The sequence below is a fragment of the Dethiosulfatibacter aminovorans DSM 17477 genome, from assembly GCF_900142005.1.
GTDB classification, from domain to species: Bacteria; Bacillota; Clostridia; order Tissierellales; family Dethiosulfatibacteraceae; genus Dethiosulfatibacter; species Dethiosulfatibacter aminovorans.
Genome location: NZ_FQZL01000035.1, coordinates 1 through 24,457 on the forward strand (window position 1 = coordinate 1; position 24,457 = coordinate 24,457).

At 43.7% G+C, this 24,457-nt stretch carries 15 protein-coding genes and 1 pseudogene; 14 read left to right on the top strand and 2 right to left on the bottom strand.

Going from position 1 to position 24,457, the window contains the following annotated elements; translation table 11 throughout:
- The 13 genes from BUB05_RS16150 to BUB05_RS16210 all read left to right on the top strand — a co-directional run.
- Positions 1–3,354: S-layer homology domain-containing protein (locus BUB05_RS16150; protein ID WP_139258047.1), on the top strand; the 3,354-nt coding region annotated here is incomplete at its 5' end.
- 94 nt (positions 3,355–3,448) lie between these two features.
- Positions 3,449–4,966, top strand: coding sequence for a stalk domain-containing protein (locus tag BUB05_RS16155; RefSeq protein ID WP_073050652.1), 1,518 nt, complete (start codon positions 3,449–3,451; stop codon positions 4,964–4,966).
- Between the two features lie 21 nt (positions 4,967–4,987).
- The gene (locus BUB05_RS16160; protein ID WP_094763021.1) at positions 4,988–6,040 is read left to right on the top strand and encodes a FecCD family ABC transporter permease; all 1,053 of its coding nucleotides are present in this window, start codon (positions 4,988–4,990) and stop codon (positions 6,038–6,040) included.
- Between the two features lie 35 nt (positions 6,041–6,075).
- Positions 6,076–6,837, top strand: a complete 762-nt coding sequence (locus BUB05_RS16165; protein WP_073050653.1) for a carbon-nitrogen hydrolase family protein — start codon at positions 6,076–6,078, stop codon at positions 6,835–6,837.
- A 14-nt stretch (positions 6,838–6,851) separates the two neighbouring features.
- Positions 6,852–8,897 (top strand): CehA/McbA family metallohydrolase, encoded by a 2,046-nt coding sequence (locus BUB05_RS16170; protein WP_073050654.1) that lies wholly within the window; start codon positions 6,852–6,854, stop codon positions 8,895–8,897.
- Positions 8,894–10,135 (top strand): ABC transporter ATP-binding protein, encoded by a 1,242-nt coding sequence (locus BUB05_RS16175; protein ID WP_073050655.1) that lies wholly within the window; start codon positions 8,894–8,896, stop codon positions 10,133–10,135. The genes BUB05_RS16170 and BUB05_RS16175 overlap by 4 nt, the downstream gene beginning before the upstream one ends.
- A complete protein-coding gene (locus BUB05_RS16180; protein WP_073050656.1) occupies positions 10,129–10,968 on the top strand; it encodes an ABC transporter ATP-binding protein in 840 nt (279 codons plus the stop codon). The genes BUB05_RS16175 and BUB05_RS16180 overlap by 7 nt, the downstream gene beginning before the upstream one ends.
- Positions 10,965–11,702 (top strand): ABC transporter permease, encoded by a 738-nt coding sequence (locus tag BUB05_RS16185; protein ID WP_245819927.1) that lies wholly within the window; start codon positions 10,965–10,967, stop codon positions 11,700–11,702. The genes BUB05_RS16180 and BUB05_RS16185 overlap by 4 nt, the downstream gene beginning before the upstream one ends.
- A gap of 27 nt (positions 11,703–11,729) precedes the next feature.
- Entirely contained in the window at positions 11,730–12,770 is a 1,041-nt protein-coding gene (locus BUB05_RS16190) for a magnesium chelatase ATPase subunit I (RefSeq protein WP_073050658.1), read from the top strand.
- Between the two features lie 35 nt (positions 12,771–12,805).
- Positions 12,806–16,558, top strand: a complete 3,753-nt coding sequence (gene cobN / locus BUB05_RS16195) for a cobaltochelatase subunit CobN (protein ID WP_073050659.1) — start codon at positions 12,806–12,808, stop codon at positions 16,556–16,558.
- Positions 16,559–16,575: 17 nt separating this feature from the next.
- Positions 16,576–18,504 carry a VWA domain-containing protein gene (locus BUB05_RS16200; RefSeq protein ID WP_073050660.1) on the top strand — a complete coding sequence of 643 codons (1,929 nt, stop codon included), beginning with the start codon at positions 16,576–16,578 and terminating at the stop codon, positions 18,502–18,504.
- 30 nt (positions 18,505–18,534) lie between these two features.
- Positions 18,535–19,554 carry a radical SAM/SPASM domain-containing protein gene (locus BUB05_RS16205; RefSeq protein WP_073050661.1) on the top strand — a complete coding sequence of 340 codons (1,020 nt, stop codon included), beginning with the start codon at positions 18,535–18,537 and terminating at the stop codon, positions 19,552–19,554.
- Positions 19,555–19,605: 51 nt separating this feature from the next.
- Positions 19,606–20,373, top strand: a complete 768-nt coding sequence (locus BUB05_RS16210; RefSeq protein WP_245819929.1) for a sirohydrochlorin cobaltochelatase — start codon at positions 19,606–19,608, stop codon at positions 20,371–20,373.
- A 179-nt stretch (positions 20,374–20,552) separates the two neighbouring features.
- Here BUB05_RS16210 and BUB05_RS16215 read toward each other — a convergent pair whose 3' ends face one another.
- Positions 20,553–21,575, bottom strand: coding sequence for an ornithine cyclodeaminase family protein (locus BUB05_RS16215; protein ID WP_073050663.1), 1,023 nt, complete (start codon positions 21,573–21,575; stop codon positions 20,553–20,555).
- 492 nt (positions 21,576–22,067) lie between these two features.
- Here BUB05_RS16215 and BUB05_RS16220 point away from each other — a divergent pair, with 492 nt between their 5' ends.
- Entirely contained in the window at positions 22,068–23,828 is a 1,761-nt protein-coding gene (locus BUB05_RS16220) for a sigma-54 interaction domain-containing protein (RefSeq protein ID WP_094763022.1), read from the top strand.
- A 188-nt stretch (positions 23,829–24,016) separates the two neighbouring features.
- On the opposite strand, the pseudogene BUB05_RS18500 reads toward BUB05_RS16220, so the two are convergent.
- Positions 24,017–24,451 (bottom strand): annotated as a pseudogene (locus BUB05_RS18500) (NAD/NADP octopine/nopaline dehydrogenase family protein); the annotation flags it as partial.
- Positions 24,452–24,457 lie beyond the last annotated feature (6 nt).

Genomic DNA, 24,457 nt, shown 5'->3' on the forward strand with positions numbered 1-24,457 from the left:
GCAGTGATAGGACCTGAAGGCGAGGTGCTGTACAACTCTGCAAATGTTACGGGAGGAGCAATAACCGTAACTGACGATAACCAGTGGGGACTGACAGCTCTAGGAGCGCTGGACTCATCAGGAGTTGAATATGAATATGAATACTGGGAGAAATGGGGTTACTTTCCAAGTTCGATTGCAGGAATAGATAACGATTATGAAAATGGCAAAGGGTGGAACTTTACATTTAATGGTGAATCTGCAATGGCGCTGGCGGGTAATCAGGAAATCCAGGAAGGCAATGCAATAATATACTACTATATGGAGACTGGCGAAGAGGTTGTGCCGACATGGGATGAACTAAACTCTGTCGAGGAAGTAACGGTAAACATGGCAGTGATAGGGCATGACGGAGAGATGCTGTACAACTCTGCAAACGTGACCGGAGCGGCTATAACGGTAGCTGACGATAACCAGTGGGGACTGACGGCTCTTGGAGCGCTGGACGCATCAGGCATTGAATTTACAATTGAAAATTGTCCTGTTTGGGGTGACTATCCATCATCGATTGCAGGCATTGAAAATGATGGAACATCATGGAAGTTCTCTGTAAACGATGGTGAATGGAATGATGCGATTGAAGCAGGTTCAACAAACATAACCAGCGGAGATGAAATTCTATGGCAATACACATCGGATGAATCAGTTGAGTCATTGGAACTGGGGGAAATCGCAGTTGAAATTCTTTACCAGAAATACCAGGAAAAAGGAATAACAGACCAGTTTGACGGTGTCTATGTGTTATATATTTTAGACAAAGCAGGTGTTGATTTTAGTTCATGGGAATACAGTGGTGAAAAATATACTGATTCCGTAATAGCAGCTGTTGAGACGGATATTATAAATGAATCGACCAAACCTGTTTCAATTGAAGAACTTGTACATGACCTTGCTGCGATGAAAGCTCTTGAGCAGAGTGATTTGTACAATCAACTTGTAGAATTGATTGAGTCCAGGGACGCAGAAGGATATAATGACAGCGGAGATTCCCAATATGAGGTATTCGAAGCATATGATCTGCTGGGACATCTTGGAATGCTGGACATAGTTGATGGAGCACAGGCAAGAGAATACATCATGTCAAGAATGAACACTGAGGATGTGCCATATACATGGGGATTTGTTTTTGGGGGATATTACGTAGACTATACTTCAACGGTTAAGTGTTTGAGGGTGCTGAACTATCTGGATCCCAACGGAGAGGATGTTGAAATTCAGGAAGTTATATCAACAGTGCTGGAGTGGATTGAGAATTCACAATTGCCTGATGGAAGTTTCATACCCGAAGGTGGAGTTTCAGGTATGGACTGCCCGGTAGCATATACTGCATATACTATTGATGTTATGGATGCATTTGATATTGAATATGATTCATGGACCAGTGAAGAAGGCAAGACAGCTGTGGACTATCTCGTAAACAACAGTATAAACGGTAACGGTAGTATTGGAAAAGGATATATGTCTGATGTATTGGGATTCATCAATGCATACTACATGATGGACAATATCTTCTACATAGACCCTGCAGCTGAAACTATAAAAGTTGGAGACAGTTTTGAAATCAATGCGATGCTGAAGGGGATAGACGGGATTGAGGAAATCACCGACGGTGTTGTATGGACTGTAGCGGATGAAAGTATAGCTGAAGTTAACGACGGTGTTGTAACCGGACTCATGGAAGGTGAGACGATGGTTCAGGCTACATACAACGGATCTGTTGCCTCAGCAATCATAACGGTAGAACCCGAAAGCACAGGTGGCGGTTCTTGGGAAGCCCCTTCGGAAGTAAAGGTCAGCATGGCTGTAGTCGGACCGGAGGGAAAAGTGGTAGTAGAGCCTATGACATTCGAGGTGAAGGATACTGAAGAATGGGGACTCGCAGCCCTGGCAGCACTCATTGCATCCGGTGAGAAATACCATCTTACTCAGTGGAAATGGGGCTGGTATCCCGACATGATTGCAGGAGTGTACGGCAACGGCGGAGGCTGGAGCTATGCAATAAACGATGTAAACGGCTCAGAATTGGATGCTTGTTCGGATGCAGCTCCGATTGAAGAGGATGACAAGATTGTATTCTATTATGCTTATACAATGCAAGACACAAATCCTCTGTGGAGCGACATTAAAAAGGCAATGAGCGGTTCTTTTGGAGGTTCCGCAGCGGTATCAGGAGAGGCTGATACTGTCTCAGACAAAGACTTGAGAAATGCCCTTGAAGATGCAGAATCAGCAGGCCAGGTGTCACTTGAAGCAGAAAATTCTAAAATAGCTTTGACTACTGGAAGCGACCAGATGGATCAGGTTGTTGATTCAGAAAAATGCCTTGAGGTAACAGTTCAGGGAGCAAGGTTCTTGTTGTCTCCGGAGTGTCTGGGACTTATGGGAACAGATTCATCGGATTATGAAAATATCCAGTTCATGGCTGAAAAGCTAAGCGACTGGGAAATAGAGAACAATATTGCACCATTCAACGGAAAATTGAGACTTGCAGGAGATATCTATGAGCTTGATATAATGTCTGAAGACAGTGACGGTGAACTGCAAAAGGTTTGCGATTTGACTGACTGTACAATAGTAATCGACATTCCTGAAGGATTCAGACAGGCAGCCGAAGCAGGAACTCTCATGGCTTACTGGTATGATGAAGAAAATGAAAAATGGCAGTATACTGGCGGTGTATGCGATGCTGAAAACATGACAATGAGTTTCAAGGTTAAGCACTTCAGCAAATACGCCCTTCTATCATCCACAGCCTCCTTTGACGACGTGTTTGGTCACTGGGCTCAAAAGGAAATAGAATTCATGGCAGCCAACGATTATGTAAACGGTGTTGGAGAGAATGCATTCGATGCCCAGTCAAGCATTACGAGAGCACAGTTCGTTGCAATCCTTGCAAGGATGTCAGGATTGGAAGTGGATTATGACAATATGAAGACATTCAGCGATGTTGGCGGGGATGCATGGTATTCAAGAGAAGTAAACATAGCCGTGTCAAACGGCATAGTGAATGGAGTGGATGCCGAGAGATTCGATCCCGACGGGCTTGTGACCAGGGAGCAGATAGTTACGATGATTAAAAGGTACCTGGACATAGTTGGAGATAGTCAATCTGATGAAACGGTAGGAAACGCCATACTTTCAAGATTCGCCGACGGCGGAGAAATCTCTACATGGGCTGAGGAGGCTGTTGCCTTTGCAGTAAATGAGGAACTGGTTAAGGGAAGAGGAGCTGATAAATTCGTTCCCGGTGGAAATGCAACAAGAGCTGAAGCTGCTGTAATGCTGTTCAGAATGCTACAGTGGATGTTTAGTTAATTTAATTATATGGGGTTATCGGGAGGTCGAAAAAACCTCCCTTAATCTCTTTTTAGAAAGCTTTTATTTAATAAATCGCTAATGGAGGAATACTTTGATTAAAAGAAATAAACTGATTGCCTTCCTTGTTATGGCTGTACTTGTCCTGTCTGTTGTACCGCTGGAAGTTGAAGCTTCGGTATCTGAAATCGACACGGAAGGAAGCAATATTAAACTTGATTCATGTGACAACTTTTCAATCACTAAAGTGTATCTGAACGATAAACCGATGAATTTGAACAACTGCAAAACATACCTATGCGACAACGAATTGATGATTCCCCTTCGTTTGGTTTCAGAAGCCCTTGGAGCCGTTGTGGGATGGGATTCCGAAGTATGCAGGGTCAGCTTATCCAGGGGTGAGAACGTTACCTACTTGAACAACGGAAATGTGGATATCCTCGTAAATGGAGAATGCCGCACCCTTAGGGTAGCGCCTCATATAGAGAACGGAACAACATACGTACCATGTGACTTCATACAAAAGGTTTTTGGTTTCAATACAGTCTACAACCAGGCTGCATCGGAATTGAGAATCAAAATGGATGAATTCCCCCTATATTATGCGGAAGGATTCAAGATAAAATATCTGGAAGACGGATGCAAGCTTGTGACTGACGGGGAGGACTTCAGGCTGCTTCTTGTTCCGAAAGGTCAGAATGCGCCTGCAGGGGTAATTGCAGACAAGGTTATACCAATACCTCTTGACAATACGATGACTCTTTCGTCAACCTTTGTAGGCTCTTTGGATAAACTGGATGTTCTTGACAGTGTGGTTGCAGTATCGACATCAGAGGACTACTGGTTCATTCCGGAGATAAAGGATGCATTGTCCGAAGGAAGCGTGACATACGTCGGAGGTGACAACATGGAGCCGCCGGATTATGAAATTGTAAAATCCGTAGGACCGGAACTGGCCTTTGTTTATACGGGTGATGTAGGACAAAGGAACGTAATGAGGAAGTTCGACTCCATAGGCGTCCCATATGCCGTAAACAACGAGTACCTTGAAAAAAATCCTCTGGGAAGAATGGAATGGATAAAGTTCATGGCGGCTTTTTATGACAAGGAGATGGAGGCGGAAGCACTCTTCAACCGTGCAGTGGAAAGTGTCATGGAAACAAAGGCAAAGGTGGCCGATGAAGAAAAGCCCAAGGTTGCCTGGGGTCTTTCGTGGGTGTCTAAGGTATATGTAGCCGATCCTGACTGTTATGTAGGCAGATGGATAGACGATTGTGCCGGAGATTATGTATTCGGCGGAATAAACATGGGTGAAGATACACAGGTAAGCATGGAGGATTTCTATGCTTATGCAAAGGATGCCGACGTGTTCATATATTCATCTACAACCAACTACATGAACAACCCCACTATAGAGGGTATTGTGGATGAGAATCCCCTCTTTGCAAACATCAAGGCTGTGAAGGAAGGCAATGTCTGGGCATATGCGCCTAACTGGTGGCAGACAATATATGAATCGGACATCATAGAGAAAGACATTGCTGCAGCTTTCCATCCTGACAAATTCCCGAATCATCAGTTTACAAAGCTTGTTAAGCTTCCTGTTGAGTAGGGTGTAGAGACGAGGTAGTCAATGGTTCAATTAAAGGATAGTAAAAAGTTATCAAATAAAGTATCGCCGGGAAGGAAGACCGCCGTCTTTTCCTTGCTTATTGTGGTCCTGCTGCTGGTATTCCTGACCAATATCGCTCTTGGATCCATAAAGATCAGTTTTTCGGAGGTAGTCGATATAATTGTAAACAGGATCCAGGATGATTCCGTCAATTCTACTATAATATGGCAGATAAGGCTCCCAAGGTCCCTGGCGGCATTGATAGGGGGAGCAGCCCTGGCGGTGTCGGGTCTTCTTCTCCAGGTGTTTTTCAGGAATCCCATTGTGGATTCTTATGTACTGGGAGTATCATCGGGTTCGACGCTTATTATGGCTCTCATAATAATGGGGGGATTCACCCTGGGTTTATCCGTAGTATCACCCTTCTACATGTTTTTTGGAGCCTTTCTGGGAGCAGTCTTTGTGACGGCAATAGTGCTGCTGTTCGCTTACAAGGTTAGAAGTTCCGTAACTCTGCTGGTGATAGGTCTTATGATAGGGTATCTGTGTTCTGCAGCTACCGGTGTCATAACCACCTTTGCAGACAACGAAAAGGTAAAGGGCTTCATGATATGGAGCATGGGCAGCTTTTCAGGATTTACCTGGGACCAGGTAAGGGTGCTGATTGCATTGGGAATTCCGTTTTTGCTGATGGCAATGCTGATATCAAAGCCCTTGAATGCGTTCATGATGGGTGAGGACTATGCGAAAAGCATGGGAGTCAATGTCAAGTTTTTCCGCATATTCATCATCATGGTTTCCAGCCTTCTGACGGCTCTGGTCACTGCTTTTGCAGGACCGGTGGCTTTTATCGGAATGTCCGTTCCCCACATAGCCAGGCTGTCCCTTGGTTCCTCGGACAACAGGATTCTGGTTCCGGCAACCATCCTTATGGGAGGGATCATAACTGCTTCATGTGACCTTGCCGCCAGGGTGCTTCTTGCACCGGCGGAGCTGACCATAAGCAGCGTCACTTCATTCTTCGGAGTTCCCATAGTCATATGGCTGGTGATGAAAAGAAGGACTGCATTATGATTTTAGCAACAAATGAAAGATGAAAGGATTGTAATATGAAGATAGCATTGCTACATATGGATTTAAGCGATGGACCAGAGGAAAGGAATGTTAAGCTTTTGGGTGAAGCCATCGACATAGTTGTAAAAAAAGGGGCTGATTGGATAATTACTCCCGAGACGGCTCTCCAGGGATATTATTTCGCTATGGATAGGGAGTATGACGTGCAGGTCCAGCCCGGTTCTTCCGTCAAGGCTTTATGTGACAAGGCGAGAAACCATGGAGTGACAATTTTTTTGGGATGTGCGGAACGCAGCGCCGATGACGGGAAATGCTACAACAGCTGTCTCGTCATCGGTCCCGACGGAGAGATAATAGGAAGGCATTGGAAAATGCACTCCCACGGAGGAGCTTCCGAGGCATGGGCGTCTTTGGGGGACAGTGTGGATTATGTGGAATGCGGAGAGATGAAGGCCGGTATCCTGATTTGCGCGGATTCCTGGTTCATGGAGCATTCCAGAGAGCTTAAGGAAAAGAAGGCGGATGTAATAATGATTCCCGCCCTTTGGCCGCCGGCGGGGGAATGCGGCCCCGGGGACTGTTGGGAAAGGTGCTCAAGGGAATCCGGACTGCCTGTATGGGTCTGCAACCAGACGGGAAATGGAATCCTTGACTTGTCGAAGGCTGAAAGCGCTGTGATTGTTGACGGGGAAAGGAAGTTTTCATACAGCGGAATAGAGCAGGCTGCTCTGGTATTTGATTGGGATACTGTAAACAGGAAGACTGAATCAACGGATTTTGACGTGATACCGGTTTAAGGAGAGTGCTGTATATGAAGAAAATGCATTTTAGAAGAAAAACCATTGTATTCTTCTCTATAATTCTAGCTTTTACGGTCTCCTTGGGCTTTGCTCCAGAAGGAGTCAATGGAATATTTGTCACAAGTGTTCAGGCAGCAGAGAATATGTCATTGACTGTAGAAGGGGTGCAGCCGGGAGACATGACATACACATTCGAAAAAAGGCCGGCAATAGAGGCAAGTTTCCGGATGGGAAATGAAGACATGGATATGTCTTCCATCAGGATAATTGTCGATGGAAATGAAGTTACGGAATTTTCGGAAATTGAATTTGAAAAACCGGCAAAAGAGGCAAGAGTTCATTACATGCCCCGTGAAGACCTGTCCTATGGTGAGCATGACGTTGAAATTTATATAAGTGATAATGATGGCAATGTGTTTGATTATTCATGGTTTTTCGTAGTCGACAAGGATCTTGAATCAGCCTTTGACTTCTATTTTGGAAATCCCCACTGCCACACTTCCTTTTCCGACGGCCAGGGAATACCGTCAGAGGCATATGGATTCGCATATGAACAGGGACTGGATTTTCTGGTTGTGACGGACCATTCGGACATGTTTGAAGGTGACGAATACGATCCGGAAGAAAAGGAGTATAAGGCAAGTCCTGATTCCGAATGGACAAGGACCGGTGAGATGATTGACGACTTCAATAGCAGCCATGATGATTTCCTTGCCATGAGAGGATTTGAGATGACTTTTCCCCACCTTGGGCACCTCAATGCATTCAATACTGAAAATTATGTTGAAGCATACACCATGACCACTCTTTCCGAATTCTACGAATGGAGTGAAAATCAACCGGGAGCAATAGTGCAGTTCTGCCATCCCAAATGGCCGGACACTTCATTTGACAGCCTGAAATACGACAAGGATGCGGACAGGGTCATCAACATGATAGAGGTTGCAAATGGAAGAAGGCCCTATGGCTATTCGAGGATGGAGGAGTACTATTTCAAGGCTTTGGACAAGGGATGGCATGTAGGTGCTGCAAATGTTCAGGACAATCACGGAAGGAACTGGGGTGAAACCGACAATCTGACCGTATACATAGGTGAAAGCCTCAGCGAAGAGGATTTTTGCGATGCATACAGGCTGAGAAGGGTTTATGCTACCGAAACAAAAACCCTTAAGATGACATTCAAGGGAAACGGACACTGGATGGGCAGCGTTCTTCAGCTGGAACCCGACGAGTCCCTTGAAATGGATATAGCAGTAGAGGATGAGGAAAATCCCATATCCAGCATCAGCCTCATATCAAACGGCGGCAAGGTGATTGCATCAAGGGAGATAAACGACACGGCAGGAGAATGGCATCCGGCTGTAATGGCAGATGAATGCGACAGATGGTATGTGGTCAAGGTTGTCCATTCAGACGGAAGCATTGGATTTTCAAGTCCAATATTTACAACAGGCATAGACAGTACAGGAGGAAACAGCAGATTTGAGGACCTGGAAAACCACTGGGCCAAATGGGAAATAGAATATATGGCTTCAAGGGGATTTGTGAACGGAGTAGGAGAAGGCTGCTTCATGGCAAACGACAGGATATCAAGAGCACAGTTCATAGCCATACTCGTACGTATGGCAGGACTGACTGCAGATGAGGGCAATGAAATTGACTTTGTAGATGTGCCTGAAAATGCCTGGTACGGGGAGGCTGTAAAAACAGCCGTTTCATTGGGAATTGCAAATGGAATCGATGAGAGCAGATTTGCTCCCGACAGTTTCATAACAAGGGAACAGATGGCCAAGATGATTGAAAGGCTGATGATTATTATGGACATGGGGACGGATATCAACGGTAATGAAGTTGAGGAAATGCTTGATGACATAGTTGACAGCAGCGAAATCTCATATTGGGCCATGAAGCCTGTGGCATCAATGATACAGGCGGATATTATGAAAGGACGCAGTGACGGAAGATTCGATCCAATGGGAAATGCCACGCGAGGGGAATCAGTAGTAGTTCTTTACAGGGTTCTTCAAAAGCAGATGCTGAGGAGTGTATCAAAATGAAAATAATAAAAACGGAAAATCTGAGCGTAGGATATGAGAACAAGGCTGTAGTCGACGGCATCGAAATAAGCGGACTCAAGGGACAGGTCGTATGTCTTCTGGGACCCAACGGAGCGGGAAAGACTACCATATTGAGGACTTTGTCCGGACTTTTGAAGCCCGTGGGAGGCACGGTATACATAAACGATAAGGCCGTAGATGAAATCAAGAAAAAGGATCTTGCAAAACAGCTGTCCGTAGTACTTACAGAAAGATTCTCAGGCGGACTCATGACAGTCTTCGAAGTTGTTTCAATGGGAAGATATCCCCATACGGGATATCTTGGAAGATTGAATGAAACTGACTTGGAGAAGGTATGGGAGGCCTTGGAAAGCGTCAACGCGGAAAAGCTGTCGGGAAGGTATTTTGAGGAGCTCAGCGACGGTGAAAGGCAGAAGGTGCTGGTGGCAAGGGCCCTTGTTCAGGAGCCCGAGATCATAGTACTTGACGAACCTACAACCCATCTGGATATTAGGCACAGGCTTGAGCTTATAGAGATATTGAAAAAGCTGAGCAAGGAAAAGAACATAACAGTGATCCTGTCCCTTCATGAGATTGACATGGCGCTTAAAAGCTGCGACAAGGTGGTTCTTGTAAAGGACAGCAAGATAATAGGCTACGGCATACCTGAGGACGTTGTGGATGAAACCATTATAAAAACCCTTTTCAGCATAAGGGATGCAAATTTCAACAATCTTCTTGGATCCATAGAGATATCCAACCTTATGGAACCCAAGGTCTTCGTGCTGGGGGGCAATGGATACGGTTCTCCTGTCTACAGACTGCTTGCCAAGTACGGCATCGGGGCATTTACGGGTGTAATCCACAGAAATGACGTGGACTACGAGATAGCCAGAACAATGGGAATGGGAATAGAAAGTGAAGAGCCGTTTGTTGATATAAGTGAAAGTACCTATGAAAAAGCAAAAATGAATATGGGAAAGATGGATATTCTGGTAGATACCGGATTCCCGGTTGGGACAACAAACAGAAGGAATATCGAAATGGTTCTTCATGCCCTGGAAAAAGGCAAAACGGTTATAAGCATGAGAAGCAAGGATGAATGCAGGAGATATTTCGGTTCTGATTCCGAAAGGATAATCAACTGTCGGCTTGCATCAAACATTGTCGAAATAATTGGGAAACTGGAAAAAAATGAATATTTGAGCAAGGAAGTAAAGGAGAAAAGATATTGCTGATAATTAATGATTTGACCAAGAAATACGGCAGCCTGACTGCTGTAGACAAATTGAACATGGAAATAAAAAAAGGTGAATTTTTTGGCCTTCTGGGACCCAACGGAGCTGGGAAGACCACAACTGTCAAAATGATAAGCACCCTTACACCCAAGACTGATGGGGACATAATCATTGACAACAATAAAATGGACAGAAACCTCACTGCAATGAAGAAGAGAATAGGAATCGTTCCGCAGCAGAACAACCTGGAAAATGAAATGACGGCATGGGAGAATCTTGAGCTCCACGGATGTCTCTACGGAATGGAAAAGGGAAGTAGAAGAAAGAGAATAGAAGAGCTTCTGGATTTCATCAAGCTCTCCGACAGGTCAAATGACCTTGTAAGGACATTTTCCGGAGGAATGAAGAGAAAGCTTATGATTTCAAGGGCTCTGATGCATCAACCGGACCTGCTTCTTTTGGATGAACCTACGGTGGGACTGGACGCTGCTGCAAGAAGAAGCATGTGGAACCTCTTGAAGAAGCTGAAGAATGAAGGTTTGACGGTATTGCTGACGACCCACTACATAGAGGAGGCCGAGACATTGTGCGACAGGGTTGGTCTGATCAACGGAGGAAGCCTGGTGGAAATGGATACTCCAGAGAAACTGATCGAGAAGGTGGGCAATTTTGTAGTCGAGTACTTTGACAATGGAGAAATAAGGGAAGACTTTTTTGACACGAGACGGGATGCTGCAATGTTTGCAGCCGATCTGAAAGGGGATACAAAAATAAGGCCTTCGAATTTGGAGGATGTCTTTATTAAACTTACAAATGAAAGGGTTGGTGGATGATGGGCGCATTAAAGGTTATTCTATGGCAGGAGCTTGTTCTTTTCAAGAGAAAATTCTGGGGTATCACTACGGGAGCGATGATTTCACCAATGCTTTATCTGATAGTTTTCGGATGGGGCCTTGGCGACGGAATGCAGGTCGAGGGTCAGGACTACCTTACCTTTGTAATACCCGGAATTGTGGCTATGACAACCATGGTTGTGAGCTACAACAATCTGGCAAACAATATAAATATATCGAGGATATATGAGAAGACATTCGAGTCATTCATGGTGGCTCCAATCAAGATGCATGTGTATGCACTGGCGAAGATTCTCGGAGGAGCATTGAGAGGCATGTATTCTGGTGCTCTGATAATACTCATAGTATCTGTATTCGGAACGAAACTGGCGGTCACTCCCTATTTCATTTTCGTCATGTTTCTCAACTGTATGGTATTTTCGTCCATAGGATTCACAGTTGGTCTTATAATCAATTCGCATATGGAAATGTCAAAGTTCTCGAACTTTGTCATAACGCCCATGTCGTTCCTGTGCGGAACGTTCTTTTCACTGGGCAAGATGCCGATGATTGTAAAGGGACTCATAATGGTGCTTCCCCTGACACATACCAGTATAGCATTGAGGAGTACGGGAGAGAATTTAATGTCGGACATGATACATCCGGCAATACTGATAGCATACTTCATTGTAATGTTCTCGGTAGGAGTGAGAAAGTGCCTGAAGGCAGAATAAAAACATTAAAAGGAATAGGATATAAATATGAAGAACAATAAAACGGTTTATCCATTTACGGCAATCGTAGGGCAGGATAACATGAAAAAGGCTTTGATCTTGAACATAATAGACCCGTCTCTCGGCGGAGTACTCATAAGAGGAGAGAAAGGAACAGCCAAGTCCACAGCTGTCCGCGCCCTGGCACAGCTCCTTCCTGAAAAGGAACAGATTGAAGGCTGTGAATTTGGATGCAGTCCAAAAGACCTGGGCAGCATGTGCAGCGAATGCCGCAAAAAAGTGGAGGTTAAAGAGAATATAAATGTAAGCAACAGGAAGATGAGGGTAATAGAATTGCCCGTCAGCGCAACTGAAGACAGGGTGGTAGGTACTCTTGACATCGAGCATGCCATCAAGAAGGGAGAAAAGAGATTCGAACCCGGAATCCTGGCACTGGCAAACAGAAACATACTATATGTAGACGAAGTAAACCTTTTGGACGACCATGTGGTCGATGTACTTCTCGATTCTGCTGCCATGGGCGTAAACACAGTCGAGAGGGAAGGAGTTTCATTTTCACACCCGGCAAATTTCGTACTTGTTGGAACGATGAATCCTGAAGAAGGGGATTTGAGACCCCAGCTGCTGGACAGGTTTGGCATGGTTGTCGATGTAGTTGGAGAAAGGGATACAAACAAGAGAGTGGAAGTCATTAAAAGAAGACTGGATTATGAGAAGGACGATGCGGACTTTATGGCTCGATACAAAAACAGTCAGGAAGACCTTGCCGAAAGAATTGAGAAGGCAAAAAAACTTCTTGAACAAGTTGAATTTGACGACAGGGTTCTGGAAATGGCTGCAGAGGTATCCATAAACATGGATGTTGACGGACACAGGGCGGACATAAGCATGATAAAGACAGCTGTGGCAATTGCTGCATTCAACGACAGGGACAAGGTGACCGGTGACGACTTGATCGAGGCTGCCGGATTTGTACTGCCTCACAGAATGAGAAGAAAGCCTTTTGAAGACAGGACAATGGACTTTTCCGATGTGGAAAAAATAATAAGGAACATCGAATCAAAATAGCATCGGAATTCGGTTGACCAATCTAGGAGGACTTTATGTTGAAACTTGCTATTATTATGACTGTTACGGAACCCTTCCTCGTATTCAAGGAGGCGCAGCTGGCGCTGGAGGAACAGTATCCGGGCGAATTCTCAATCAGCATGTACAATACGACAGAGCTTGACAACAACAAAGAAACATATGATGCATGTCTTGAGGCGACGAAGGATGCGGACTTTGTGTTCATGAACATCCACGGCTCACTTTCGTTTTTCAAGAGCTTCAAGGATTATTACGGAATAATAAAAGGAAATAAGAAATTCTTTATAAATACAACAATTGAAGAGGAAGTAGCCGAGCTTTTTCCTGAATCGGGAATAATGCCGGAGGATTTCGAAATCATTTACAAGTACTATAAGTCGGGAGGGTCAAAAAACCTCGGCAATCTTGTGAAATGGCTGGGAAACCAGTTCGGGAGGGGTAAGTATGCCATTGACGACCCCGCATGCCCGAAATGGAGCGGAATATACGACCCTGACTTCGATACGGAGTACGAGGAAGCTTATCTTGAAAAGGTAAGGGAGAGCAAGGATCCCGTGGTGGGAATAATAGTCAACGTACTCTTGCTTCAGAAGAAAAACCTTGCCCATGTGGATGCCCTCATAAGAAGCGTGAGAAACCAGGGAGCAGTTCCCCTCTGCGTATATTCGGACATGCTGCCCGACAGTAATCTGGGATGTGAAGGCATAAGGGCAACCCTTGAAAGATGCATGATGTACGAGGGAAGGACGGTTGTCGATTCCATAATAAACACTACGGCCTTCAGCCTTACAATACTGGCAGACCCCGGAGACGGCTCGAAGCCTAAAGAAACAAGCGTATTCGACCTTTTTGACGTTCCAGTCATGCAGGCAATGACGACCCTTCAGTCCTATGAGGAATGGAATGATTCCGTCAGGGGACTTGACGGGCTGTCACTAAGCTGGAGCGTTTTCCAGCCGGAGTTCGACGGACAGATCATAGCCTATCCCTATGCGACCTCTGAAAAGGTGGATACGGATCTTGGACCGAAAAAGGTATCCATGCCCATCGAGGACCGTGTTGAAAGCATTGTCTCCCTGGCGATCAACTGGGCAAAACTGAGACACATAAAAAACGACAAGAAGAAGGTTGCAATAATCCTCCACAACAATCCGCCGAGGAATGACAATATAGGAGGAGCAGCAGGACTTGATACTCCCGTTTCAGTCTTCGATATGGTCAGCAGACTTGAAGAAACAGGAGTTCAGACGGATTATCGCTTCAGCGACGGCAAGGACATCATAGACAGGATAATAAACGGCCTGACCAATGACGGAAGGTGGTCGTCGCCTGAGAGCATGCTTGAGAAAAGCATCGATACGGTTAACGAGGACAAGTACAGGGAATGGTATGAAAGGTTCATACCGAGGATAAAGGAAAATCTGGTCAAATATTGGGGAGAGCCGCCGGGAGACTTCATGGCTGTTGACGACAAGATACTGATTCCGGGCATACTGAACGGAAACATATTCATTGGACTTCAGCCACCCAGGGCCTTTGAGGAAAAGGCCGAGGAAATGTACCACAGTACGGACATACCCTGTCCCCACCAGTACATAGGATTCTACAACTGGGTTGAAAAGGTATTTGAAGCCGACGTTATAGTCCACGTGGGAACCCACGGAACCGTAGAGTGGCTTCCGGGCAAGGAGGTTGGACTGTCCAAGGACTGTTACAGCGACATCTGCATAGGTACCGTGCCCCATCTGTACTCATATATAATCAATGCACCGGGAGAGGGGTCGGCTGCAAAAAGAAGGACATATGCGGCTCTTGTTGACTATATGGTGGCTTCAATGGTGGAAAGCGGAGTATATGACGAACTTGCCGAGATGGACGAGCTGATGAAGCAGTACTACCATGTGAAGGCGGCGGATCCAAAGAAGATTCCCCTGGTTGAGAAGCAGATAGTGGATCTGGCTGTCAGAATGAATCTTAATGACGACCTTGCAATAAGCCTTGAGGAAATGGAGGCAGATGCCGAGGAGTGCATCAAGAAGCTCCACTCATGGGTTAGCAATATCCAGGCCTGCGACATAAACGACGGATTCCATATATTCGGAATGGTACCGAAAGGAGACCGTTTCAGGAACATGCTGAAGATGCTCGTGAGGAACAGGAACGGAGATGTCCCCTCCTTCCGCAAGAGCGTATGCGATATGCTGGGCCTTGACTTTGAAGAGCTGCTGGCTTCTCCGGAAACGGCTACGAAAGATGGAAAGTCCTATGGAATACTGCTGGCGGAAGCTGATGAAACAGGCAGAGACATTTTCCTTGAGCTTGAAAAGAACAATTTCGATGAAAAATCCATAGGCCAAATAATAGACCTGTTCAAGGTTGATGATGCCAATGACGTCGAGAGTCTGAAGACTTGTCTCGGCTATGTGTGCAACTTCGTCAAGCCGAGGGTCATGAGAATAACAGACGAGATGGATAATTTCATCGGAGGAGTGAACGGAAGGTTTGTTCCGCCGGGACCATCGGGAGCTCCTACAAGGGGAAATGCAGCGATACTGCCTACGGGAAGAAACTTCTATTCTGTAGACCCGGGAGCAATGCCTTCACGCTCTTCATGGGAGATAGGAAAGACTCTGGGTGACCAGCTCCTTGAAAGATATCTCAATGATGAAGGTGAATACCCGGAAAGCGTATCAATGCTGGTGTATGCAACGGAATCAATGAGGACATATGGTGATGACATAGCAGAGACCTTCTATCTGTTGGGCGCACGGCCCGTATGGCTTGGAACAACCGACAGGGTCATTGGAATAGAAGCTATACCCATGGAGGAGCTTGGCCGTCCAAGAATAGATGTAACACTGAGGATTACCGGTCTTTTCAGGGACGCATTTCCAAACCTCATCGAGCGTGTTGAGGATGCGGTGAATCTTGTGGCATCACTTGATGAAGACGATGAAGTCAACTATGTGAAGAAGCATGTTGACGAGGAAGTTGCAGAACTTGTCAAGCAGGGCGTTGACTTGGAGCTTGCACAGGAACACTCCCTCATCAGGGTATTCGGGGATGCCCCCGGAGCATATGGCGCAGGGGTGTGCAATGTGGTGGAAAGCAAGAAGTGGAATGACGTGACGGATTTGGGAAAAGTATATACCACTTGGGGATGCCATGCATACGGCAAGAAGCTTCATGGGGATAAAATGCCTGAATTGTTTGCCCTCAGGATGAAGAAGGTCAATGTAGCGGTCAAGAACGAATCCACAAGGGAAGTCGACATGCTTGACAGCGATGACTTCTACAATTATTTCGGCGGCATGGTGGCTGCCATCACTACCCACAGCGGAAGCCAGAAGCCGGCATACATTCCCAGCACATCCGATACGGACCACGTAGAGACCTTGACTCTTCACGAAGAGGCCTCCAGGGTTATGAGGGCAAGGGTCAACAATCCTAAATGGGTAGAGGGCCTCAAAAAGCACGGTTACAGAGGAGCCAAACAGGTTTCGGCAATGATGGATTTTACATTCGGATGGGATGCTACCACTGATGTTATAGACGACTGGATGTATGACTGCATAGCTGAAAGGTATGTGTTCAACAAGGAGAATTCGGACTGGATGAGGGATGTGAATCCTTGGGCCCTCCACAGCGTTACAGAAAGGCTTCTTGAGGCAAATCAGAGAAATATGTGGAATGCATCTGAAGAGAGTGTTGAAAAACTGACCAAGGTTTACATGGAGATGGAAGGAAATATCGAAGAGCTTGGATAATATGGGAGTGATATACGTTGTTTGATGAAAAAATTATATTTCCTTTTACAGCTGTAATTGGACAGGATGATATGAAAAAAGTCCTGATATGGAATATGGTTAATCCGGCCATAGGAGGCGTTTTGATAAGCGGTGAGAAGGGAACGGCAAAGTCGACTCTTGTAAGGGGTCTGTGTAATGTGATGCCGGATATAGATTTGGTGGAGCTGCCCCTTAACGTCACTGAGGACAGCTTGAGTGGAAATATCGACTTTGAGCATGCGGTCAAGCACGGTGAAAAGCGTTTCGAAGGAGGAATACTTCAGAAAGCCCACAACAATGTGCTGTATATAGACGAAGTGAATCTTTTAAGCGACCACATAGTCAAGGCGTTGCTGGAATCTTCGGCTTCAGGAGTCAATATTGTTGAAAGAGAGGGGATTTCATTCCAGCATGAAGCCAGGTTCATACTTGTTGGAAGCATGAATCCCGAAGAAGGAGCATTGAGGCCCCAGTTTCTTGACAGGTTCGGACTGTATGTTGAAGTAAAGGGCGAAAGCGATGTGAGGAAAAGGACAGAGATTGTAAGGCGGCGCATAAGGTATGAAAGAAATCCTGCCCGATACCTGGAGGAATGGAGAAGCCACAACGTGAAGCTCATGCAGAAGATTAAAAGGGCTAAAGAGGATCTGGACAAGGTGAGCGTGACACATAACGCCATGCAGCTTGCAGCTTCAATAGCAAAGGAAGCGAATTGCGCGGGCCACAGGGGCGAGCTTGTCATAATAGAAGCAGCGAAGGCTATTGCTGCTCTGGATTCAAGAATAGTGCTGAATATTGACGATATAAAGGAAGCTGCAAAATTCGCTCTGCCTCACAGAGTAAGGGAAAATGATGAGACTAATGAGCCTGAACCCCAGGATATGCCTGATGATTCGGAAAACCAGGAAAATGAAGATATGGATAATGACCAGCAGGACAATGATCAAAACGATTTTGAAAGGGAAGAACCCGACCAGCAAGAGGAACAGTCCGATCATGAGCCTGACAGCAGCCAGAATACACAGGATGGTTCAAGCGATGAAGATACGCCGCCTGAAATGGAAATGCCGGGAGAAGATTCTGAAAATGTAGATGATCCGGGGGAAGTCTTTGCAGTGTCAAAATGGTTGTCTGAGAACAAAAGAAGCATTGTGGAAAAGGGAAGCGGAAAGAGAAGCCTGGTCAAGACTTCTTCGAAGCAAGGAAGGTATGTTAGATACAGATGTCCTGTGAAAGGAAAGATCAATGACATAGCCATAGACGCAACATTGCGTGCATCGGCTCCCTATCAGTTGAAGAGGGATAGGAAGGGAATGGCTGTGGCCATAGATAAATCCGACATCAGGGTGAAGGTAAGGGAGAAAAGAACGGGAAACACCATCATCTTCGTTGTAGATGCAAGCGGTTCAATGGGAGCAAACAAAAGAATGAAGGCGGTCAAGGGAGCCATAATGTCACTTCTGAACGATGCATATCAGAAAAGGGACAAGGTGGGAATGGTTGCATTCAAGAAAAGTTCATCCGACTTGCTTTTGGGAATAACAAGAAGTGTGGAGCTGGCTGAAAAAAAACTGGCATCACTGCCCACTGGTGGGAGGACTCCTCTGGCGTCCGGTCTGGATATGGCATATGAAATAGTAAAGGCTGAAAAGGCAAAAGACAAGGATATGCTGCCGGTCATTGTACTGGTGACTGATGGAAGGGCTACCTATGGATCAGGTAAAATGGATGCCTTTGACGAGGCTTTGATTTCCGCATCAAGAATTGGTGCAGAGGGAATCAAGTCCGTCGTTATCGATACGGATAATAATTTCATCAAATTGAATCTTGCCGACAAGATTTCAAGTGCCATGAATGCAGACTGCTTCAAGATAGAGGATATCCGGACACAGGACATTGTTGCTGCTGTAAAGCTGTCTGTATGATAGGAATAAAATGATTTTGAAGGAAATATTATGGCTAATGAAAGAGTATTGATTGTATTGTGGACAACTGGCAGATGCAACCTAGACTGCAGATATTGCTATGCTTCGGACTCTAGAAACCATTTCGATATGGATTTCGATACTGCAGTCAGAGCACTTGACCATTTCAGTGACAGACCGATGAAAATTCAGTTTGCCGGGGGGGAACCCCTGCTGAATTTTGACCTTATAGTCAAGGTTTGCGAGTATGTCAAGGAAAAGGGCTATAATGCCTCCTTCCAGATGCAGACCAACGGAACGCTGATTGACAGGGAGAAGGCAAAGGCCATCAAGGAGATGGGAATCGCCATGGGTGTCAGCATTGACGGTCCTCCCGAAGTCAACGAGTGGTTGAGAGGCAGCATGAAGCAGGCTGTAAACGGCATACGCACCTTGGGTGAGGAAGGCATAATTGTCAATGTGAACAGCGTGGTGACCGACTACAATGTTGAAAGGATTCATGAGCTTGCGGACTTTGCATTTTATTTAGGCAATATTGCAGGCATTGGCCTTGATTTGCTGAGAGAAGCAGGAAGGGCAAAGGAAGACGGAAGAAAAATCGAAAAACCGACTGGAGAGCAATTGAAGCTGGCATTGAATCGTTTGTTTGAAAGAAGCGAGTATCTGAGAAAGCATTCAGGAAGGAAGATAGGAGTCAGGGAAGTGGAGGAAGCAAAAAAACGCCTTACACTTAAAGGATGCAGCATGGATTACTGCTATGCATCCTGCGGACGGTCCTATGTGATACTGCCGACAGGTGATATATATCCCTGCGGTTCACTGATCGACAGAAAAGAGTACTATATGGGCAATATTAATGATGGTTGCGTAAACAGCATTTCTGTAACTGGCAGGAATGCTGGAGAATGCAAGGACTGCGAATACCTCTCCGTTTGTCCGGGTGGATGTCCCTCCAGGATGATAGTGAATGAGGACGAGTCACTGGAATCTCTTGACTGCATTCTCAAAAAGACGGCCTTTGATATTGCAAAAAAAGTTTGCAAAAGATAATAGATTAAGGGGATATGATGAAATGCAAAAAAATTTAAAAGGAGAACAATTGTGAAAAAAGGAATATTAGTTGTAAGCTTTGGCACAAGCTATGAGGATACGAGGGTTAAATGTATAGACTCGGTGGAGAAGGACATCCAGGAAGCCTATCCGGATCATGTGGTAAGGCGTGCATTTACATCCAGAATGATAATAAAAAAGCTCAAGGAAAGGGATGGAATCCATATCGATTTTCCGAAAGAGGCACTGGAAAAGATGGTCGATGAAGGTTTTGAAAAGATTGTCGTACAGCCTTTGCACATAATTCCCGGATTCGAATATGAAAAAGTGAGAAATGAAATCTCGATGTTGAAACACAAGACGGAAATAGACATCGAACTGGGAATGCCCCTTTTGTACGAAGAGGAACATTACGATGAAGTCACAGACGCCCTGTTGAACTACCTTCCGGAAGAAAGGGAAAATCAGGGAGTAGTGCTAATGGGCCATGGAACTGAGCATTACGCAAATGCCTGCTACAGCATGCTTCAGAACAAGATAAGAGAACAAAGGTCCGATGTGTACATAGCCAACGTGGAAGGATACCCCGAGTTGGAGAATATTTCAGATGAAATACTGGGCAGATTTTCAAGTATGACCCTGGCGCCTCTCATGCTGGTGGCTGGAGACCATGCCATAAACGACATGGCTGGAGAAGAGGATTCATACAGGAGCTTCCTGGAGGAAAATGATATTTCCGTACATTGCATACTGAAGGGGCTCGGCGAAAACGAAGCCATAAGAAAGATATTTGTTTCAAGAGTAGGCGACATGGTCTAACCAGCAAGGACATATACGGTTATCCGTGTATGTCTTTTCTTAGTGTTGGAGTGATACGGGACAAGTGTTGTGAGAGGTAGGTAGCTGAAACAATCAGCTACCTACTACTTGATTATTTATGCGATTTTACATATTTTGGATATAAATATATTGATAGTGCTAAATTGTTAGATCAGGTATTATAATCCTAGTTTTATACCTATATTGTTTTTTAAAGCTCTGTTGAAGACTTCACGACCTACAACAACATCACATACTGCCATACCTATGTTGCTGCATACGATTAAATCATCTTTGCTTTCTCTGCCTTTTTTGTTTCCTGCCAGTATTTCTCCGGTTTCGCATGCTATGTCAGGCAAACCGTCAGGGAAGTAACCCATGCCGTTGAATAATTCATGCTCTTCGATGCTGTCAACGATGTATTTGTCTGCTCTCTTTGAAGTTATTGGATCCCAGAATGTATTCAAGTCGCAAGGCAGTATTGTTTGACCTTTAGAAACCCATTCATCTTTGACTGCTATTATTGGCTCCTTTAATATAATTGTTGCAGAACTCAATACTTCACAGCTTTTTGCCACCATTTCAGGACTAGTGCCTTTGACTATTTCAACATCAATTAAAGGCTGAACTTCTTCGATGAGATTGTCCATTGATTCTTCTCTTGTATCATACACATATATTTTTTTGAGTTTCTTTAGAGTGTGTACTATATATTTTACATGCTCTTTACCTTGTACTCCACATCCGAACATACCGAATGTTTCAGCATCCGGATGAAGCGCTTCAGCCGCCAATGCAGTTACAGCAGGCGTTCTCATGGCAGTAATCCAGGTAGAATCCATCAGTGCAATTGGACAGCCCGATGACACATCGTTTAACGAAAGGATACCTGTAGTTTGAGGCAAGTTGAATTTTTTAGGATTAAAAGGGTAGCACTCGATCCATTTCATTCCGATAGCTTGTTTGGACGGTACATAAGCTGGCATCGCATGGAAGAAAACTTCTTCGTATGGGTGAACACCAATTTTAGCAGGCATTTCAAACTCCTTTGTACCATGCGCCAGCAGAGCATCTCTGGTCAAAGACAGAATGTCTTTTTCATTGATGTTTGTAGAAATCACTTCATCCTTGGTCAAATACAACATCTCATTTCCAATGTTCAATTTTTCTTGAATCCATTTGCGATCTTCACTAGTATTCATTTCAATCTCCTTGTTTTATTGTATTTGTTAATCATGAAAACTAATATTGCAATATCCGTACCAACTATTCAATAAATCATAGAATATATATATAATCGCTGTATGTATTGACTGTGAACACATACAAAGAGAACAGGCATGATTTGTTACGTTGAATTCTCCTGATTCTCTGTATATTGCGAGCATAAGAATTGGACAATTTGTACAAATGATACAAATTGTAAAAATTTGGATATTTCGTACATTGGATTACAATGAATGGACGATTATGTATAAAAGACTTTTGTTGAAATTTAATATTTTATGATGTAAACTTGTCATAGAAAGAATTCCGCAAATGTGTGAAAATCGGTGATGCAACATTGTGGAAATTCAAGCTGCAATACCATGGAAAAATAACTTGCAACTTTTTGAAAAAAGACTTGCACAAAACATGCTTCAAAAATATCAGATAAAAAGAGTACTTTTTAAGAATGTCCAGGGGGTATTTTGATGCCAAATAAAAACAAAGATTTTTACAAAACAGTCAAATCTATTTTTTCATTGTCAGACGATGGTTTTGCACTTGTCGACAAAAATGGAGATATATTATACAGCAATATAATCTTTAATCAGTTGTTATCGCCATTAAATGAATCTGAAAAGATTGATATCCACAATTGTATAAAAAATTTCACATTAGAAAAAACTGGAGATGTCTATAATGCAAACAACACAGAATTGGACATCAAGATGGATACAATTAAAATTTCAGATTCAACTTACTATATAGCATGTGTGAAGGAAAAGCGGGAAAGCAATGTCTTGGAGAATATGTATGAAGCAATAATACAGTCATTGACAGATGGGATACATGCTGCAGACTTGAGCGGAAGGATACGAATATATAATCAAGCTCAAGGAGAAATTGAAGGATATGAAAAGGAAGAGGTCTTAGATAAAAAAGTAGAATCATTGTATAAGTTTGACACGGAGTCAAGTTTGTTGCTAAAAGTGCAAAGGGAAAAGAAATCCATAAAAAACATCAGGCAAACGTACTACACCAGGGATGGTAGGAACATAGATGTTGTAACAAGTGTATTCCCTTTGATTTATAATGATCAACTTTTGGGTTCGGCAGCCATTGTAAGGGATTATTCCAAAATATATGAGTTAATAGAAAAAAATATAGAAATTCAAAAAAATATAACTGAAAATAAAACGCAACCAAGCAAGTCCAATAGAAATAAAAAAAAGGATAGAAGCATACATTATAACTTCAGCGATATTATTACGGAAGACAAAAAATTATTGGAAGATATAAGTTGGGCAAAGCTTTATGCAAAAAACGACTCTAATGTACTTATTTATGGAGAAACAGGAACAGGAAAAGAATTGTTTGCCCAAAGCATACATTCTTTTAGTGAAAGGAAAAACAATCCCTTTTTAGCATTAAATTGTGCCGCAATTCCGGAAACACTTCTTGAAAGTTTATTGTTTGGAACGACTAAAGGAGCATTTACTGGAGCTATTGACAAGGCCGGTTTGTTTGAACAAGCAGAAGGAGGTACAATATTTCTGGATGAAATAAACTCCATGCCTACTATGCTTCAGGCAAAACTGTTAAGGGTATTGGAAGAGAAAATGGTTATGAGATTGGGAGACAATAAATATATTCCGATAGATGCCAGGATAATATCAAGTTGCAATGAGGATCCAAGGGATTTGATTAAAATTAATAGATTCAGGGATGATTTGTTTTTCAGACTATCAGTCATGTATTTGAAGATACCGCCTTTGAAGGAAAGGAAAAATGACATAGGTCTATTATGCACATATTTTATTGATATGTATAATGAAAAATATAATAAAAACATCAGAGACGTAGATGAAGAAGTAAGAAAATTATTTTATGAATATGATTGGCCCGGCAATGTTAGAGAGTTGAGATACAGCATTGAGGCAGCAATGAATTTAGCCACAGAAAATTGCAGGTATATAGAACTATCGGACATACCTGGGCATGTGATAAATAATATTGAAGCAAATAAACGGTCCAGGGTAAAAGTCGAAACAAACAAAGCAGAATATATTTTCGATAAAGAGATATTGTTAAAAGATAATGATATACTTAAAAAAATAGAAATGAATGAATATAATAAAATAATAGATTGTCTTGTCGAGGCAAATGGCAACGTAGCTGAAGCAGCTAGAATTATGGGTATCAGCAGACAAAAAATGCATTATAGATTGAAAAAATATAATATTAAATAATGTTACAAGAGTCCGGTCTTCCTTTATTCAGCTACAAAAGATGCTACTGTCAAATGGACATCGAGTTACAGAAATTGGGACCAAAGAAAAAGCGAGCTGTCCATTTTAAAGGATAACTCGCCTAGCTAAACTAAATATTATTTACTTTCATGGTGATCTGATTATGCACTGATTATGTTACAGTCTCCTTAAATAGGTATCACTTTTCTCGCTTCCTTAACTCCGGTTTTCAGGTATTCCTTTATTTCTTCGACAGACATTTCATTAATACCTAAATCTTCAGTCGTTCTCCCTTTTTCCCACCAGTTGGTTTCATGGGCGACTGAATAGATGTTCACTATCGCATCGATTGTCGGAGTATCTATTCCTGCCAGTTTTGCTATTGAACTCCATGTTACAAGTCCAAAAGGAGCATCTTCCGTAAGATATCTGTTGAATATGTCATTGGGTCCTACAATGGGAGTCAACGCTATTTCACCGTGAATAGCCCTGTACATATCTTTCCAACCCCAACCCTCTTTCATACCGGCAAAATTTTCCATTGCATCTATCTTGTACCCAAACTGTTTGCCAATTGATTTTCTTTCATTATCGAGTTCTTTATTGACTCTTGCGGCTGAAGGAGTAAA

What these genes read in the sequence shown, in the direction of transcription:
- BUB05_RS16175 (WP_073050655.1), top strand. Translation starts at nt 8,894, where the DNA reads ATGAAAATAATAAAAACGGAAAATCTGAGCGTAGGATATGAGAACAAG.
- BUB05_RS16160 (WP_094763021.1), top strand. Translation starts at nt 4,988, where the DNA reads ATGGTTCAATTAAAGGATAGTAAAAAGTTATCAAATAAAGTATCGCCG.
- BUB05_RS16170 (WP_073050654.1), top strand. Translation starts at nt 6,852, where the DNA reads ATGAAGAAAATGCATTTTAGAAGAAAAACCATTGTATTCTTCTCTATA.
- BUB05_RS16165 (WP_073050653.1), top strand. Translation starts at nt 6,076, where the DNA reads ATGAAGATAGCATTGCTACATATGGATTTAAGCGATGGACCAGAGGAA.
- BUB05_RS16185 (WP_245819927.1), top strand. Translation starts at nt 10,965, where the DNA reads ATGATGGGCGCATTAAAGGTTATTCTATGGCAGGAGCTTGTTCTTTTC.
- BUB05_RS16205 (WP_073050661.1), top strand. Translation starts at nt 18,535, where the DNA reads ATGGCTAATGAAAGAGTATTGATTGTATTGTGGACAACTGGCAGATGC.
- BUB05_RS16215 (WP_073050663.1), bottom strand. Translation starts at nt 21,575, where the DNA reads ATGAATACTAGTGAAGATCGCAAATGGATTCAAGAAAAATTGAACATT.
- cobN (WP_073050659.1), top strand. Translation starts at nt 12,806, where the DNA reads ATGTTGAAACTTGCTATTATTATGACTGTTACGGAACCCTTCCTCGTA.
- BUB05_RS16190 (WP_073050658.1), top strand. Translation starts at nt 11,730, where the DNA reads ATGAAGAACAATAAAACGGTTTATCCATTTACGGCAATCGTAGGGCAG.
- BUB05_RS16220 (WP_094763022.1), top strand. Translation starts at nt 22,068, where the DNA reads ATGCCAAATAAAAACAAAGATTTTTACAAAACAGTCAAATCTATTTTT.